Genomic DNA, 15,255 nt, shown 5'->3' on the forward strand with positions numbered 1-15,255 from the left:
CGACAACGTCAACTTCATGGCCAACAACCTCACCTCCCAGGTCCGCCAGATCGCCGCCGTCTCCACCGCCGTCGCCCAGGGCAACCTCACCAAGAAGATCACCGTCGACGCCCAGGGCGAGATCCTCCAGCTCAAGGACACCATGAACACGATGGTGGACCAGCTCTCCGCCTTCGCCGACGAGGTCACCCGCGTCGCCCGCGAGGTCGGCACCGAGGGCCGCCTCGGCGGCCAGGCCCGCGTGCGCGGCGGCTCCGGCGTGTGGAAGGACCTCACCGACAACGTCAACTCGATGGCGAACAACCTGACCTACCAGGTGCGCGACATCGCCGAGGTGACGACTGCGGTGGCCAACGGCGACCTCACCCGGAAGATCGACGTCAACGCCCAGGGCGAGATCCTCGCCCTCAAGACCACGATCAACCGGATGGTCGACCAGCTGTCCTCCTTCGCGTCCGAGGTCACCCGCGTCGCCCGCGAGGTCGGCTCGGAGGGCCGCCTCGGCGGCCAGGCCCGGGTCGAGGGCGTCGAGGGCATCTGGAAGGGCCTCACCGAGAACGTCAACGAGCTGGCCGGGCGCCTCACCACCCAGGTGCGCGCGATCGCCGCCGTCACCAGCGCCGTCGCCCGCGGCGACCTCACGCAGTCGATCACCGCGGACGCCGAGGGCGAGCTGGCCGACCTGAAGGACAACATCAACACGATGGTGTCCAACCTCCGCGCCACCACGACGGCCAACCAGGAGCAGGACTGGCTCAAGTCCAACCTGGCCCGGATCTCCCGCCTCATGCAGGGCCACCGCGACCTCATCGAGGTCTCCCGGCTGATCATGAGCGAGCTGACGCCGCTCGTGTCGGCCAGCCACGGCGCCTGCTATCTCATGCAGGACGGCGAGCTGCGGCTGATCGCCGGGTACGGCATCCAGCCGGGGTCCAGCCCCCGTGACCGGTTCGCCCTCGGCGACGGCATCGTCGGGCAGGCCGCCCAGGAGGCCAAGCAGATCATCCTGGAGAACGTGCCCGGTGAGTACATCACGATCGAGACCGGGCTCAGCAGGTCGGCACCCGCCCAGATCGTGGTTCTGCCGATTCTGTTCGAGAACCACGTCCTCGGCGTGCTGGAGATGGCCTCGTTCAACCAGTTCGGCGAGGTCCACCTGGCGTTCCTGACCCAGCTGGTCGAGACCATCGGGGTGACGATCAACACGATCATCGCCAACTCCCGTACGGAAGACCTGCTCACGGAGTCGCAGCGTCTCGCGACCGAGCTGCAGGAGCGCTCGGACGAGTTGCAGCGCCAGCAGGAGGAGCTGCGCAGGTCGAACGCCGAGCTGGAGGACAAGGCGGCCCTGCTGGCCAAGCAGAACCGCGCCATCGAGATCCAGAACTTCCAGATCGAACAGGCCCGCCGCACTCTGGAGGAGCGCGCCGAGCAGCTGGCCGTCTCGTCCCGCTACAAGTCCGAGTTCCTCGCGAACATGTCACACGAGCTGCGCACTCCGCTCAACAGCCTGCTCGTGCTCGCCAAGCTCCTCACGGAGAACACCGAGGGCAACCTCACCTCTCAGCAGGTGGAGTTCGCCCGGACGATCCACGACGCGGGCTCCGCGCTGCTCCAGCTGATCAACGACATCCTCGACCTGTCCAAGGTGGAGGCCGGCCGGATGGACATCCATCCGCAGGAGCTGTCGCTGCCCCGGCTGGTCGACTACGTCGAGGCCACCTTCGCGCCGCTCGCCCAGGACAAGGGCCTCTCGTTCGTCGTCCAGGTCGACACGGCCGTACCGGACGAGTTGCACACGGACGAGCAGCGCCTCCAGCAGGTGCTGCGCAACCTGCTGTCGAACGCCGTGAAGTTCACTCCGAAGGGCGAGGTCCGGCTGGAGGTGGCCCCGGCGTCTCCCGACGTCCTCTACGTCGACGAGACGCTGCAGGTGCTGGACGACAACATCCTCGCCTTCAAGGTCGTGGACACCGGTATCGGCATCGCCCCGGACAAGCTCGAAGTGATCTTCGAGGCGTTCCGGCAGGCCGACGGCACCACCAGCCGCAAGTACGGCGGCACCGGGCTCGGCCTGTCGATCTGCCGTGAGATCGCCCGCCTGCTCGGCGGCGAGATCCACGTGGACAGCGCGCCGGGCCGGGGCAGCGTCTTCACCCTCTACCTGCCGCTCTCCTACACCGGCCCGCTCGCGGCCCACGACGGAGGCGCGATCGCCGCCGTGCCGATCGACGACGAGGAGGTCAGCGCCCCCGAGGTGGCCGTCACCGGCTTCACCCCGGAGATCCCGCCGCAGGCCGAGCCGCCGGTCCCGCATATGGCCCAGGCCGTCGAGCCGCAGGAGTGGCAGGGCGGCGAGGACCCCCTCAACGGTGCGAAGATCCTGATCGTGGACGACGACATCCGCAACGTCTTCGCGCTCACCAGCGTCCTCGAACGACACGGCGCCTCCGTCGTGTACGCCGAGAACGGCCGGGAGGGCATCGAGCAACTCGAACGCAACGAGGACGTCGCTCTCGTGCTGATGGACATCATGATGCCGGAGATGGACGGCTGGGCCACCACGTCCGCCGTGCGGAAGATGCCGCAGTTCGCCGACCTGCCGATCATCGCGCTGACGGCCAAGGTCATGCGGGGCGACCGGGAGAAGAGCATCGCCTCGGGCGCCTCCGACTACGTGCCCAAGCCCGTCGACGTCGACCGGCTGCTCGAACGGCTGCGCGGCTGGCTGCAGCGCAGCCGGGGTGACGGCGGCGCAGGGGCGAGCGTGGGGGCAGGCTCGGGGGCGCGTCACGCGGCGCCCGCGGAGCTGCGCGACGCTCCCGAGGAGGCCTGACGGATGCCCGACCGCGCCAGGGTCCTGCTGGTCGACGACCGCGAGGAGAACCTGATCGCCCTGGAGGCGATCCTCAGCTCACTGGACGTGGTGCCCATCCGGGCCAGGTCCGGCGAGGAGGCGCTGAAGGCCCTCCTGTCGACCGACTTCGCGCTCATCCTGCTCGACGTGCGGATGCCCGGCATGGACGGATTCGAGACCGCCGCCCACATCAAGCGGCGGGAGCGCACCCGCAACATCCCGATCATCTTCCTGACCGTCGTCGACAGCGCCCCCGACTACGCCTTCCGTGGGTACGCCGCGGGCGCGGTCGACTACCTGACCAAACCCTTCGACCCGTGGGTGCTGCGGGCCAAGGTCGCGGTTTTCGTCGAGCTCTACACCATGAACCGGCGGCTCAGCGAGCAGGCCTCGCTGCTGCGCGAGCGGCTGTCCGCCGAACTGCCCGGCGCCGACCATGCGTCCGTGCTGGGGGAGCTGTCCCAGCGGATCGCGGCAGTCGAGGACGAACTGACCCACGTACGCGAACTGGCGGGCAAGTCCCGTGACACCACGATCATCGGCGCGCTCACCGACCTCGGCGAGCGGGTGGCCCACCTCCGCGCAGGCTTCGACGCCCTCGGCTGACCCGCGAACCCATGGGCCGGTCCGGTCGCTGCGGCGCCGGATGCGCCAGCCCGTCCATCGGGCGTCGGCCGGCTTATCGCCGTGCGCGTTCCAGGGCGTCCCAGAAGCCGCGGCGGAGGGCGTGGCGGACCTCGTCGTGCAGGAGGAAGTCGATCGGGAGCGAGGAGCCCTGGAGCAGGCGGGCCTCCAGGTCGGACGGCATGCGGGGCTTGCGCGCGAGCACGGCCTCCAGCCACAGCGCGGGCGCGTCCCGGGCCACCGAGTCGCCGAAGTCGTGCCCCTCCTTGTGCGCCGCCTTCACCGCCTCGGCCAGCGTGGTGGTGCCGGTGTTCTGCACCGGCACCGGCGCGGGCTGCGGCCCGGTGTACGGCCCCAACTGCGACGGCGCGTAGCCACCGCCGGAAGTCGTGTAGAGGCCCGGCCCCGACGGCTGGGAGGCCGGAGTCTGGACCGTCGGCGAGGAGGGGCCGGACGGTGACGTCGGCGCGGCGTGCGACTGCGGCTGCACGGGCCCGGACGGTGTGGACGGCACGGACGGCGGCGGGGGCGACGAGGACGGCAGACCCGGTGAGGACGGCGGCGACAGCGGTGACGACAACGGCGACGGCGCGGAGTGCGACGACGGCTGCTGGGCCTGCGGCGGAGCCGGGGAAGACGGAGAAGACTGGGACGGCGGCGACTGTCCCTGACCCGCCTGGGGCTGCCCCGGCTGTGACTGCGCCGACTGTGACTGGGCCGACTGAGCCGACTGGGAGGGGGACGACGGGGACAGACCCGGCTGCGGCGACAGCGGCGTGGTGCCCGGCTGCGACTGGGTCGTCTGCGCCTCCTGCCCATAGGAGGAGTAGGACGGCGGCGTCGAGGGCTGCGCGGGAAGCGCCGGCGGGGAGTGCCGCCTGTGGCCGGAGGACGACCGGCCGCCACCGTGTGAACCGTTCGCGAGCGGCACCACGCCGTTGCCGTGCGACTGGCCGTTGCCCGACGACTGCTGGTGGTGCTGGCCGTTGCCGAGCGTGACCCCGGAGTCTTGGGCGGTCGTCAGGGTGACGTAGGGCCGGAGGTTGTTGCCGCCGACCTCGATCAGGTCGTCGCACTCCTGGCGCAGCGTCCGGGAGGCCGACCAGCCGCCGTCGGCGGCGGCGATCTGCATGACGGTGACCCTGATGCCGAGGTCCTGCGCGTCGCTGACCACCTGGGCCAGGTCTTCGTCGCCGCTGACCACGACCGCGTCGCACACGGCGTTGTTGCGGGCCAGCGTCATGAGGTCGCGGTGCACCTGCGCGTCGACGCCCTCACGGCGGCCCGGCCGGATCCGGGCCAGCCGGAGCTTGAGCCCGGGGATGTCGGCCAGCACATCGTGCTCGGGGGTGCGGCGGCCCTCGATGGTCGCCTCATACCAGTAGCACCGCAGCAGCGGCAGGCCGGTACGCTCGCGGGACAGGCCGGTCAGGAGTTGCAGCAGCCCGGGGAAGTCCCACGCGACGGCCTCGCGATGGCGGGTCCCATGCACGGCCATCGCGCCGTCCGCCAGCACGTAGCCGGCGTCAACGAACAGCGCGCAGCGATCCACGCGACACCGCCCTTCCTACGTGGCTCTCTCAGGGTAGACAAGCGGGTGGTCCCGCGAGGGTGATTCCCGGCGATTCAGCCCCCGCCACACGATGCGGATCCACTGCCGACCGCAACCCCGACCTTGGAAGCGTTCCCGCCGACCGTACCAGTTTGTCCGGGTATTTCCGCTGCCTCGACGGTCATGACCATCCCCTCGCGCTGACCGCCGCCACACCGAAGAAAACAGTGTCCCGGCCCGCCTTCAACTGCAGCACCGGGCGAGGTCCGAGCAGGGCGTGAATCGTGTCGACGGCGACGGCCGCGCCAGGCGACACGCCGGCGGAGCCCAGCCCTCCGGAGCCCCCGGTGGATCCCAGGCCGCCGGAGTCCCCGTCGCCTGACTGCCCGGCCCCTGGCTCTCCGGCGTGGCGCCGTCCGGGCGGTCCGTTCCGCGATCGCTCACCGAGCGTCACGACGCCGCCCCGCACGCCCTCGCCGTTCCACACCACGAGGTCGATCCTGGCCGGAGTCGCGACGGGGGCGAGACCGTCGAGCGGCACCCGGAGCGCTCCCTTCGCGCCGCTCACGACGGCGGCCGTGTCAAGCACGACCACCCTCGTGTACGGCTGCCGCTCGTCGGCGGCCACGACCACGAGGCTCCATCCGGCGTGCCGTACGGCGCCGGCCCACCGCCCGGCGTCGGCGACCCACCAGCGGCCCCGCCCGGCGGCCCGGACGGCCGAGGTCACGTCGGCGAACGCCTGGTAGGCGGAGCCCTCGGACAGGTCGCGTCCGGTGACCTCGGCCGCGCGCACCCGGGAGTATTCGCGGGCGCCGGGCGCTCTCAGCCTGATGCTCGACGCCGGCCGGACGCCCCGGCCGCCGGCCGCCCAGTAGAGCCCGGCCCACAGCACACGGCTGCCGGGCGGCAGGTCCAGCCGCGCGCAGCTCGAACTGCGCGTGGACGCCTCCTGGTCGAGATCAACCGGCACGGGCACGCCGGTCGCCGGTAGAAGGGGACGGGTGCCGTCCGCACAGGCGGGGGGCGAGGGAGCGGAGCCGACCAGGGTGTTGCCCACGACCTTCGTGATCACCCGGCCGTCCGCCGCGAACCGGGCCGCTACCCCGGAGGAGCGCACCCCGTTCGACGAGGTGGCCGCCACCCGCGCCCCGCCCGCCCGGACCGACAGCCCGGGGCCGCGGCCCACCGGCGCGTCGGGCGCCACGGCCACCCGCAGGAAGATCGCCGTCACCTCTCCGGGGGACAGCGCGCCGCGCGCGCACCGCACCAGGTGACCCGCCCCGCGGCAGGCCCAGCCGTCCACCGTTCGTCCGGCGGGGGCGATGAGCGTGACACCGGGAGGAAGGGTCACCCTGGCCCGCACCTCGCGGCTCCGCGAGGCCCCCTCGTTGCGCAGCCGGATCGCGATCAGCCCGGGCTGGGCCCGCAGGAGCGCGCCGAGCGTGTCGATCGTCGCGGCGAGCGCCGGGCGGGCCGCCCCGGTCACGCCGCCCAGCCGCCCCAACGTCTCTCCGGCACTGTCACCGGCGCGGTCACCGGCGCGGTCAAGGGCCAGGCCATCGGCACGCTCCCCGGCCTGGTCTCCTGCGTGTTCCCCGGCGTGCCGACCGGCCCGGTCTCCGGTGCCGCGCACCTGCTCCCTGGTCAGCACCGGCGTCGGCCCGCGCCGCTCGCCGGGCTCCTCCTGCCGCGTCTGGGGGGGCCGGGCCGCCTCGGCGTCCGTACTCGCTCCCGGGCCCTCCCGCCCGGAACTCGCGGCGGTGGTCGTCGGCCCTCCGGCGGAGTCCGCACCGGAGTTCCCGGTGGAGTCCCCGGCCGATCCTGCGCCTGATCCCCCTGCTGATCCACCTGCCGATCCACCGGGCGATCCGGGGTCCGCGCCCCCGGCCGATCCCATGGGGACGTCCCCCTCACCCGCAGGAGTGCGAACCGGTCGTGACGCGCCGAGAGACAGCGCGGGCCGTTCGACCGCGGCCGGCCGTACGACCAGCAGAAAGGCGGCCGTGGCCAGCGACGCGGCGGCCACGCACGCGATGACCGCCCGGTAGGGCGTCGGCACCCCCGCCAGCGGACCCCGGCGCAGCGGCCCCAACGCCCCGGTCGATCCGGAAAGGCCGGCACTTCCGGAATGCGAAGCACCTCCGGAGACTCCCGCGAGCCCGGAAAGCCCGATGGAGCCGGCCAACCGCGTGAGCCCGGGAAACCGCATCCGCGAGGCGAACTGGGGAAGACGCCCAGGCGTGGGATCGGCCGCGCGGGCGATCCCACCCAGATAGTCGTCGGCGTCCGGTCCGGCCACGAGCTGCCCGACGACCACCCGAAGCCCCTGCGTGACATCGGCGAGCTCGAGCAGCACGGCACGGCAGTCGATGCACTCGGCCACGTGCTCGTCGACCAGACGGGCCTCCCGCAGTGGGAGCTCGCCCTCGACGTGCGGGATGATCCGGGGCAGGATCGGCCGGCACTCCCCGTGCGGGCCCGCCTCCAGGTGGAGCCGGACGTACGCCTGGCGCAGCGCGTCGCGCGCCGCCCGCGCCAGGCCGGTCACCCCGCCGGCGGACATCCCGAAGTGGGGAGCCATTCCGGCGGGGTCCGTGCCCTCGACCTCGGCGTGCCAGAGGGCCGTCCGCAGCCGTTCCGGCAGTGAGAGGTACGCCCGGGCGAGCGGCGAACGCTCCAGACCCGCGAAGTCGGGCGGAACGTAGACGTCCCCCGGCAGGCCCGCCCGGGCGGCGTCGCCCGTGACCTCGACCTCGCCGGTGGCGGCGTAGCGACGCAGTGACGCCAGCAGCCAGGGCCGGAACGCCCAGCCGGGACCGTCGCCCTCCCGGATCACTTCGAGGAGCCGCGCGAAGGTCTCGACGAGGACGTCCTCCACCTCGTCGTCGCCCGGCACGAGCTGCCGGGCGAGGCAGCGGGCCGCGGCCGCGTGCCGCCGATAGAGCGTGCCGTAGGCGGAGGCCGTGCCCCCTTTGACGGCCTCGAGCAGTTCAGCATCGGTCTGGCGGTCTTCTCTACGCATTGCGACCTCGCGATTACGATGAGTTGCACCGCGTTACATTCCGCAATCCCCATCATGGCTAAACCGATGGCCGCTGTTTACTCTGAGTGACCGCCAGACCGTAGACGGATCCGGCCCGCCGTCAGCCCGCCTTGGCACCGCCGGTGAGGGCGCCGTGCAGGAGGACGTCGACCAGTTCCCCGGTCGTGGGATCGAGGTCACCCGACGGCGAGGGGAACCGGCTGAAGAGCATGCCGAGGAAGATGGTCACGAACTTCTCCGGCTCGACGCGCAGCGCCTCCCGATCCGGCTCGATCAGGTCGGCCACCGCGTCGCGGGTGGCCTTCAGGCTGGCCTCTCGACCACGGACCGAGCCGCCACCGTCCGAACCGCCACCGTCCGAACCGCCGCTGCCCGAACCGCCGCTGCCCGAGCTGTCATCGGCCGATCCACGCCGGGCCGCTCCGCCGCGGGCCGCCGGCCGCTCTCCCTCACCGCGCCCCCGTCCGTGACCGGCGGCGTGCAGTGCGCCGAGCACGGTGCCCATGCGCACCAGATGGGCCCGCAGGGCCTCGCCCGCGTCGGTGAGACGGGCGGGCAGAGGGTCGTCGAGAGAGATCGAGCCCAGCTCGCGGAGCACATGATCGGGGTTCATGGCCTCGATCACACAGGCGTCCATCAACTCCTCCTTGTCCGCGAACACCCGGAAGATCGTCCCTTCCCCGATGCCCGCGGCTCTGGCGATCTGGCTGGTGGTCACGGCTCCGCCGTACTCGGCCACCAGGGGGAGCGTCGCGGCGACGATCATCGCCCGGCGCTGGTCTGTGGTCATTCCCGGCGCTCGCCGCCGGGGTGCTGTGTCTGTCATACCGAAGACAATAATGAGTGAGCGCTCACTCCGTCAAGAGTGAGTGAGCGCTCACTCCAAACAGGGAGCGTCCGGTGTCACACCCGGGCCCGTACGCTGAGCACCATGAATGACCGCGAGAGGCTTCTGGACGAGATCAAGAAAAAGGCAGTCGTGCACGGCCGGGTGGTGCTGTCCTCCGGGAGGGAGGCCGACTACTACGTGGACCTGCGCCGCATCACGCTCGACGGCGTGGCCGCCCCTCTGGTCGGACGGGTGATGCTCGATCTCACCGAAGACCTCGGATATGAGGCGGTCGGCGGCCTGACGCTGGGGGCCGACCCGGTGGCCACGGCGATGCTGCACGCCGCCGCCGCGCGTGGCCGCGTGCTCGACGCCTTCGTCGTACGCAAGGAGGGCAAGGCGCACGGCCTGCAGCGCCGGGTCGAGGGGCCCGACGTGACGGGCCGCCGGGTGCTGGCCGTCGAGGACACCACGACCACGGGATCGTCGGTGCTGACGGCCGTCGACGCGCTGCGCGAGGCCGGAGCCGAGGTCGTCGGCATCGCCACGATCGTGCACCGAGGCGGCGACGAGGCGCTGGCCGCCGCCGGCGTGCCGTATCGGACCGCCTACACCCTCACCGACCTGGGGCTCTAGTCACGCTGAACGACTGCCGCTCGCCCGGCTGACCGGGCGGGCGGGGCGTCCCGTTCTCCTCGACCCGTACGGCGCCGGAGTCCTCGATGACGACGTCGAGCTCTGGATCGGAGTACGACGCCTGCTCGCCCCGGGTCAGATCACGGTCGATGAGCACGTTCCCGCCGGGGATCCGGACGAAGACGGGGCACCTGTCGGCCTGGCACACGATCCGGAGCGTCGGCACCTGCGGGGCCGTGGGCCGCGGAGAACCCGCCGGGGTGACGGAGGGTGACGAGGACGGCGTGGCCGTCGCCGGAGCGGTGCCCGACCCCAGCGTCGCCATCAGGGACTTCACGCCGAGGGCGAGCAGGGCGAGCAGCAGCGCCACGGCCAGGACGACGAACACCGTCCTGGCGATGCCGACCGGGTCAGACCTGTGGCGCCCCACACTCGGAGAGTAGCCGGTGTGAGCAGCGTCTCAGTGGTCCGCGTCACTTACGGGCATGGTGTCGTCCGCGTGGTTCGAGCCGGGACGCCCTGCGGTCCTTCAGCACCTCGCGCACGATCGGGATCAGCGACAGGATGACGATGACGAAGACGCCGGGCAGGATGTACTTGTCGATGCCTTCGACCGCGTGACCGAGGAAGTAGCCGAGCAGCAGCATCGCCTCGACCCAGACGACCCCGCCGAGGACGTTCCAGACGAAGAAGCGGCGGGCGTCCATCTCCAGCACACCGGCGACCGGGTTCATGAACGTACGGACGATCGGCATGAACCGGGCGGCGACCACGGCCCTCGCGGGGCCGAACTTCTCGAAGTAGTGCTCGGCCTTCTCCACGTGCTCCCGCTTGAAGAGCCGGGAGTCGGGCTTGTCGAACAGTTTCCGGCCGAACCTGGCTCCAAGGAAGTGTCCGAGCTGGGCGCCGGCGACCGCGGCGACCGGCGCGAAGATCAGCAACGTGGGCAGCGACAGCGGCGCGATCCCGAACCCCTGGGCGGCCGCGGCGGTGCTGAAAATTCCAGCAGTGACCAGCAGCGAGTCACCCGGGAGGAAAAACCCGACAAGCAGCCCTGTCTCGGCGAATACGATGGCGATGACGCCAATCGTCGCGAAGGCGCCGAGCATGCCCAGCCACCACTTCGGGTCAAGAAGGTCCAAGAGCACGTCCACGGGGTGAGCCTACCCGTCCCGCATGCGGTGAGACTGGCAGGCGACAGGCGCGTTCGAGAGGCGCGAACCGTGGCACGACCACGGACCCCGCGCTTCCCTCACCGGCCCGGCCTTGGGGATACTGGCCTGCGCCGGTTACCGTCCGAGAAGGAGATTAATTCCGATGCCTATCGCGACTCCCGAGGTCTACGCCGAGATGTTCGACCGCGCCAAAGCAGGCGGGTTCGCATATCCGGCCATCAATGTGACCTCGTCGCAGACGTTGCACGCGGCGCTGCGCGGCTTCGCCGAGGCGGAAAGTGATGGAATCATCCAGGTTTCCACCGGTGGCGCCGAATTCCTGTCCGGCACCACGGTCAAGGACATGGTGACCGGTTCCGTGGCCTTTGCCGAGTTTGCCCGCGTGGTGGCGGAGAAGTACCCGGTGACCGTGGGCCTGCACACGGACCACTGCCCGAAGGACAAGCTGGGCTCCTTCGTCCGCCCGCTGCTCGAGATCTCCGCCGAGCGGGTCGCCCGCGGCCAGGACCCGCTGTTCCAGTCCCACATGTGGGACGGCTCCGCGGTGCCGCTGGACGAGAACCTCCAGATCGCCAACGAGCTGCTGGACAAGGCCGCCGCCAACCACGTCATCCTCGAGATCGAGATCGGCGTCGTCGGCGGCGAGGAGGACGGCGTCGTCGGCGAGATCAACGAGAAGCTCTACACGACGCCGGAGGACGCGCTGGCTGTCGCCGAGACCCTCGGGCTCGGCGAGCGTGGCCGCTACATCGTGGCCGCCACGTTCGGCAACGTCCACGGTGTGTACAAGCCGGGCCACGTCAAGCTCCGCCCGGGTGTGCTCAAGGAGATCCAGGAGGCCGTCGGCGCCAAGTACGGCAAGGAGAAGCCGTTCTACCTGGTCTTCCACGGCGGCTCCGGCTCGGCCATGGAGGAGATCCACGAGGCGATCTCGTACGGCGTGGTGAAGATGAACATCGACACCGACACCCAGTACGCCTTCACCCGCCCGATCGTGGACCACATCTTCCGCAACTACGACGGCGTGCTCAAGGTCGACGGCGACGTCGGCAACAAGAAGGCCTACGACCCCCGCGCGTACGGCAAGGCCGCCGAGGCCGGCATGGCCGAGCGCGTGGTCGAGGCCTGCCGCCACCTCAAGTCGGCGGGCACCAAGATCAAGTAAGCGCGTGGCGTTCCGGCGGGAACGGAGCACACGGTCGATATGGAAGATCGTTTCCGTATCGATCTCCGTTCCCGCCGGATGGGCCATTACTCTCCGGGTGTCCGACGGGTAAGACTGTCGTCATGGAAACGCACGAGAACCTGCTTGCCGGCCCGCCGCCCGCCCTGCTGCCGGACAACCTCGAGGCCCGGCAGATGCTCGAATCGGGCGCCAAGGCGGCCGACGTCGCCGCGCGCTTCCCCGCCTACTCGGCGGCCTGGGCGCTCCTCGCCGACGACTCGTTCGCCGCGGGCCATGCCGTCACCTCGTATGCCTTCGCCCGCACCGGCTACCACCGGGGCCTCGACCAGCTCCGCCGCGCCGGATGGAAGGGACACGGCCCGATCCCCTGGGACCACGAGCCCAACCGGGGATTCCTGCGCTGCCTGCACGCGCTGGCCCGCGCCGCCCAGGCCATCGGCGAGAAGGACGAGGCCGAGCGCTGCTCCCAGTTCCTGCGCGACAGCAGCCGTGCGGCCGCGGAGGCCCTCGCCGCCAACTCGTGATCATGTGCCGGCGCCCGGAATGTCCGGTGCTTAAGACTCCGTTCACCCGGACGCCGGCACTCGGGTAGTCTCTGTGTGCAAGAGGCCCCTGCCGCGCTTGCGTCAGGGGTTTTCGTATTGGCCCGGGAGTAAGAAGACCATGCCGGCTGTCGTTCTCGTGGGCGCCCAGTGGGGCGATGAGGGCAAGGGGAAGGCCACCGACCTGCTCGGCGGCGACGTCGACTATGTCGTGCGATACCAAGGTGGCAACAACGCCGGCCACACGGTGGTCGTCGGCGACCAGAAGTACGCCCTGCATCTGCTGCCGACCGGCGTCCTGTCGCCTGATGTCGTGCCCGTCATCGGCAACGGCGTGGTTATCGACCCGGGCGTGCTCCTGGGCGAGATCGACGGGCTCGCCGAGCGCGGCATCTCCTGCGATCGCCTGCTGATCTCGGCCAACGCGCACCTGATCATGCCCCACCACAAGGCCATCGACAAGGTCAGCGAGCGCTACCTCGGCAAGGCCAGGATCGGCACGACCGGCCGCGGCATCGGCCCCACGTACGGCGACAAGATCTACCGGGTGGGCGTGCGGGTGCAGGACCTGCTCGACCCCGGCATCCTCGGCAAGAAGATCGAGGTCGCGCTGGGCGAGAAGAACCAGATCCTCACCAAGATCTACAACCGGCGCGGCCTGGAGCCGGCCAAGGTCCTGGAGGAGTACCTCGCCTACGCCGAACGGCTGCGCCCCCACATCGCCGACACCTCGCTCGTGCTGAGCCGGGCGCTCGACGAGGACAAGGTCGTGCTGCTTGAGGGCGGCCAGGGCACGCTGCTCGACGTCGACCACGGCACCTACCCCTTCGTCACCTCCAGCTCGCCGACCGCGGGCGGCGCCTGCGCCGGATCCGGCGTCCCGCCGACCCGCCTGACCAGGATCATCGGCATCCTCAAGGCGTACACGACCCGCGTCGGCTCAGGCCCGTTCCCCACGGAGCTGCTGGACGAGCAGGGCGAGTGGCTCCGCCGGACCGGCCACGAGTTCGGCACCACCACCGGACGCAACCGGCGCTGCGGCTGGTTCGACGCGGTCATCGCGCGGTACGCCACCCGGATCAACGGGGTCACCGACTTCTTCCTCACCAAGCTCGACGTGCTGTCCGGCCTGGAGCGCATCCCCGTCTGCGTCGCCTACGACGTGGACGGCGTGCGGCACGACGAGATCCCCATGACGCAGACCGAGTTCCACCACGCCACGCCTATCTACGAGGAGCTTCCCGGCTGGCAGGAGGACATCACCGAGGCCAAGACCTTCGAGGACCTGCCGCCCAACGCGCAGTCGTACGTCAGGGCGCTGGAGGAGATGAGCGGCGCCCCGATCTCGGCCATCGGCGTCGGCCCCGGCCGCACCCAGACGCTCCAGTTGCGTCCGCTGATCTGAGGAATCACGGGCCCCAAGCCAGTGAAATCACCGGGTTGGTCCCACACTCGCCCAGAAGCGGGGAGCACCTGGCTCCCCGCGGGCGAGGCAGTAGGGTACGCCCTTGTGCATGGATACGTTGAGCTGCACGGGCATCGCGGAGCGCGGGGGCTGCGGCCCGAGAACACCCTTCCCGGCCTGGCCTTCGCGCTGGAGCTCGGCGTGGACGCGCTGGAGTTCGACGTCGCGATGTCGGCGGACGGGCAGCTCGTGCTCACCCACGACCTGATCGTGTCTCCCGTCACCAGCGCGGACACCGGCATGGCCCAGCCCGGCGACGACATGTTCCCGTACGTCGGCAAGCCGATCATCTCGCTCACCCTGCCGCAGCTGCGCACGCTCGACGTGGGCGTACGGCTTCCGCAGCGCCCGGACGACCGGTTCGCGCTGACGCAGGTGCCGCTGCCCGACACCCGGATGCCCACACTCGGCGCCGTACTGGGCCTCATCGGCGCCCTCGGGGCCGATCACGTGCGGCTCAACGTGGAGCTGAAGTCGGACCCCACTCGTCCTGGCCTGTCCGCCGACCCCGTCCGCTTCACCGAGGCGGTCGTGCGGGAGCTGGAGCGGCACGACCGACTGTCCCGGTCGGCCATCCTCAGCTTCGACTGGCGCGTCGTGGCGGCCGCGGGGTCGCTGGCCCCCCGGCGCTACGCCCTGGTGGAGCGTGCCACCATGACCCCCGAGTGGATGAACGGCCTCCACCTCGACGACGTGGACGGCGACCTCGCCGCGGCCGCGCAGATCGTGGGCGCGACGACGCTCTCGCCCGACCGCGAGCTGGTCGACGGCTCCATGATGGAGAGCGCGGCCCAGCGGCGGATGCCCGTCGTCGTCTGGACCGTGAACGAGCCGGACGAGGCGTCCCGGCTGATCGACATGGGCGCCGCGGGGATCGTGACCGACTACCCCGACCGCATGCGGCGGCTGTGGGCGGCCCGCGGCCTGGCCCTCCCTGAGGCCGTCAGCCCGCTACGTCCCGTAGGAGCCTGACTCCCGCTGGAGGACGACCGATCCGGCGATCCGCCAGTACCACGGTGAAACGCTGCCGCCCCACCCCCTGTCATCGTATGGTTATCGCATGACGACGAAGCCTGTCAGTGTGACGATCGAGGAGCATCTGCTCGACTACGCCAACGCCGAGGTCGCGGCCGGGCGGGCCCGGTCGGTGTCGGCGGTGGTCAACGCCGCATTGGCGCGGCGGGCCGAGCTCGACCGCGAGGCCGACGCCGCGGTGCAGGCCGCGGTGCAGCGGGTGCGGTCCGACCCTGCCGCCTCTGCCAAGGTCGAGCGGATGCGGGCGTATGTGCTCGCGCAGCGCGAGCGGGACCTCCCCCGGGCCGCCGGTGAGTGAACGCGGGTTC

13 protein-coding genes are annotated in these 15,255 nt (G+C 71.1%); 8 read left to right on the forward strand and 5 right to left on the reverse strand.

All coding sequences use genetic code 11. The annotated features are described in order from the left end of the window. Both JOL79_RS32245 and JOL79_RS32250 read left to right on the forward strand, forming a co-directional pair. Positions 1–2,836: ATP-binding protein (locus tag JOL79_RS32245; protein WP_210159727.1), on the forward strand; the 2,836-nt coding region annotated here is incomplete at its 5' end. A 3-nt stretch (positions 2,837–2,839) separates the two neighbouring features. After that, positions 2,840–3,463 carry a response regulator gene (locus JOL79_RS32250; protein WP_210159728.1) on the forward strand — a complete coding sequence of 208 codons (624 nt, stop codon included), beginning with the start codon at positions 2,840–2,842 and terminating at the stop codon, positions 3,461–3,463. Positions 3,464–3,536: 73 nt separating this feature from the next. Here JOL79_RS32250 and JOL79_RS32255 read toward each other — a convergent pair whose 3' ends face one another. The 3 genes from JOL79_RS32255 to JOL79_RS32265 form a co-directional block, all read right to left on the reverse strand. Continuing rightward, complete coding sequence (locus tag JOL79_RS32255; protein WP_210159729.1) at positions 3,537–5,033, reverse strand: NYN domain-containing protein; 1,497 nt, start codon at positions 5,031–5,033, stop codon at positions 3,537–3,539. Positions 5,034–5,214: 181 nt separating this feature from the next. Further along, the gene (locus JOL79_RS32260; RefSeq protein ID WP_210159730.1) at positions 5,215–8,058 is read right to left on the reverse strand and encodes a sigma factor; all 2,844 of its coding nucleotides are present in this window, start codon (positions 8,056–8,058) and stop codon (positions 5,215–5,217) included. A 121-nt stretch (positions 8,059–8,179) separates the two neighbouring features. After that, positions 8,180–8,905 carry a TetR/AcrR family transcriptional regulator gene (locus JOL79_RS32265; RefSeq protein WP_230985902.1) on the reverse strand — a complete coding sequence of 242 codons (726 nt, stop codon included), beginning with the start codon at positions 8,903–8,905 and terminating at the stop codon, positions 8,180–8,182. A 105-nt stretch (positions 8,906–9,010) separates the two neighbouring features. Here JOL79_RS32265 and pyrE point away from each other — a divergent pair, with 105 nt between their 5' ends. Continuing rightward, the gene (gene pyrE, locus JOL79_RS32270) at positions 9,011–9,544 is read left to right on the forward strand and encodes an orotate phosphoribosyltransferase (protein ID WP_210159731.1); all 534 of its coding nucleotides are present in this window, start codon (positions 9,011–9,013) and stop codon (positions 9,542–9,544) included. Here pyrE and JOL79_RS32275 read toward each other — a convergent pair. Beyond that, complete coding sequence (locus JOL79_RS32275) at positions 9,525–9,974, reverse strand: hypothetical protein (protein ID WP_210159732.1); 450 nt, start codon at positions 9,972–9,974, stop codon at positions 9,525–9,527. The genes pyrE and JOL79_RS32275 overlap by 20 nt on opposite strands. A gap of 43 nt (positions 9,975–10,017) precedes the next feature. Continuing rightward, positions 10,018–10,698 carry a DedA family protein gene (locus JOL79_RS32280; protein ID WP_307848849.1) on the reverse strand — a complete coding sequence of 227 codons (681 nt, stop codon included), beginning with the start codon at positions 10,696–10,698 and terminating at the stop codon, positions 10,018–10,020. 163 nt (positions 10,699–10,861) lie between these two features. Here JOL79_RS32280 and fbaA point away from each other — a divergent pair, with 163 nt between their 5' ends. From fbaA to JOL79_RS32305, 5 genes are all read left to right on the forward strand, one after another. Then, the gene (fbaA, locus tag JOL79_RS32285) at positions 10,862–11,884 is read left to right on the forward strand and encodes a class II fructose-bisphosphate aldolase (protein ID WP_210159733.1); all 1,023 of its coding nucleotides are present in this window, start codon (positions 10,862–10,864) and stop codon (positions 11,882–11,884) included. Positions 11,885–12,006: 122 nt separating this feature from the next. Next, positions 12,007–12,429, forward strand: coding sequence for a DUF3151 domain-containing protein (locus tag JOL79_RS32290; protein ID WP_210159734.1), 423 nt, complete (start codon positions 12,007–12,009; stop codon positions 12,427–12,429). 139 nt (positions 12,430–12,568) lie between these two features. Beyond that, positions 12,569–13,852 carry an adenylosuccinate synthase gene (locus tag JOL79_RS32295; protein ID WP_210159735.1) on the forward strand — a complete coding sequence of 428 codons (1,284 nt, stop codon included), beginning with the start codon at positions 12,569–12,571 and terminating at the stop codon, positions 13,850–13,852. Positions 13,853–13,957: 105 nt separating this feature from the next. Continuing rightward, positions 13,958–14,884, forward strand: a complete 927-nt coding sequence (locus JOL79_RS32300) for a glycerophosphodiester phosphodiesterase family protein (RefSeq protein ID WP_210159736.1) — start codon at positions 13,958–13,960, stop codon at positions 14,882–14,884. A gap of 88 nt (positions 14,885–14,972) precedes the next feature. Beyond that, a complete protein-coding gene (locus JOL79_RS32305) occupies positions 14,973–15,245 on the forward strand; it encodes a type II toxin-antitoxin system ParD family antitoxin (RefSeq protein WP_210159737.1) in 273 nt (90 codons plus the stop codon). Positions 15,246–15,255 lie beyond the last annotated feature (10 nt).

Source organism: Microbispora oryzae, from assembly GCF_017896165.1.
Lineage (GTDB): Bacteria > Actinomycetota > Actinomycetes > Streptosporangiales > Streptosporangiaceae > Microbispora > Microbispora oryzae.

Coding starts and splice junctions, on each gene's coding strand:
- JOL79_RS32295 (WP_210159735.1), top strand. CDS start 12,569: ATGCCGGCTGTCGTTCTCGTGGGCGCCCAGTGGGGCGATGAGGGCAAG.
- JOL79_RS32265 (WP_230985902.1), bottom strand. CDS start 8,905: ATGACAGACACAGCACCCCGGCGGCGAGCGCCGGGAATGACCACAGAC.
- JOL79_RS32260 (WP_210159730.1), bottom strand. CDS start 8,058: ATGCGTAGAGAAGACCGCCAGACCGATGCTGAACTGCTCGAGGCCGTC.
- JOL79_RS32305 (WP_210159737.1), top strand. CDS start 14,973: ATGACGACGAAGCCTGTCAGTGTGACGATCGAGGAGCATCTGCTCGAC.
- pyrE (WP_210159731.1), top strand. CDS start 9,011: ATGAATGACCGCGAGAGGCTTCTGGACGAGATCAAGAAAAAGGCAGTC.
- fbaA (WP_210159733.1), top strand. CDS start 10,862: ATGCCTATCGCGACTCCCGAGGTCTACGCCGAGATGTTCGACCGCGCC.
- JOL79_RS32290 (WP_210159734.1), top strand. CDS start 12,007: ATGGAAACGCACGAGAACCTGCTTGCCGGCCCGCCGCCCGCCCTGCTG.
- JOL79_RS32250 (WP_210159728.1), top strand. CDS start 2,840: ATGCCCGACCGCGCCAGGGTCCTGCTGGTCGACGACCGCGAGGAGAAC.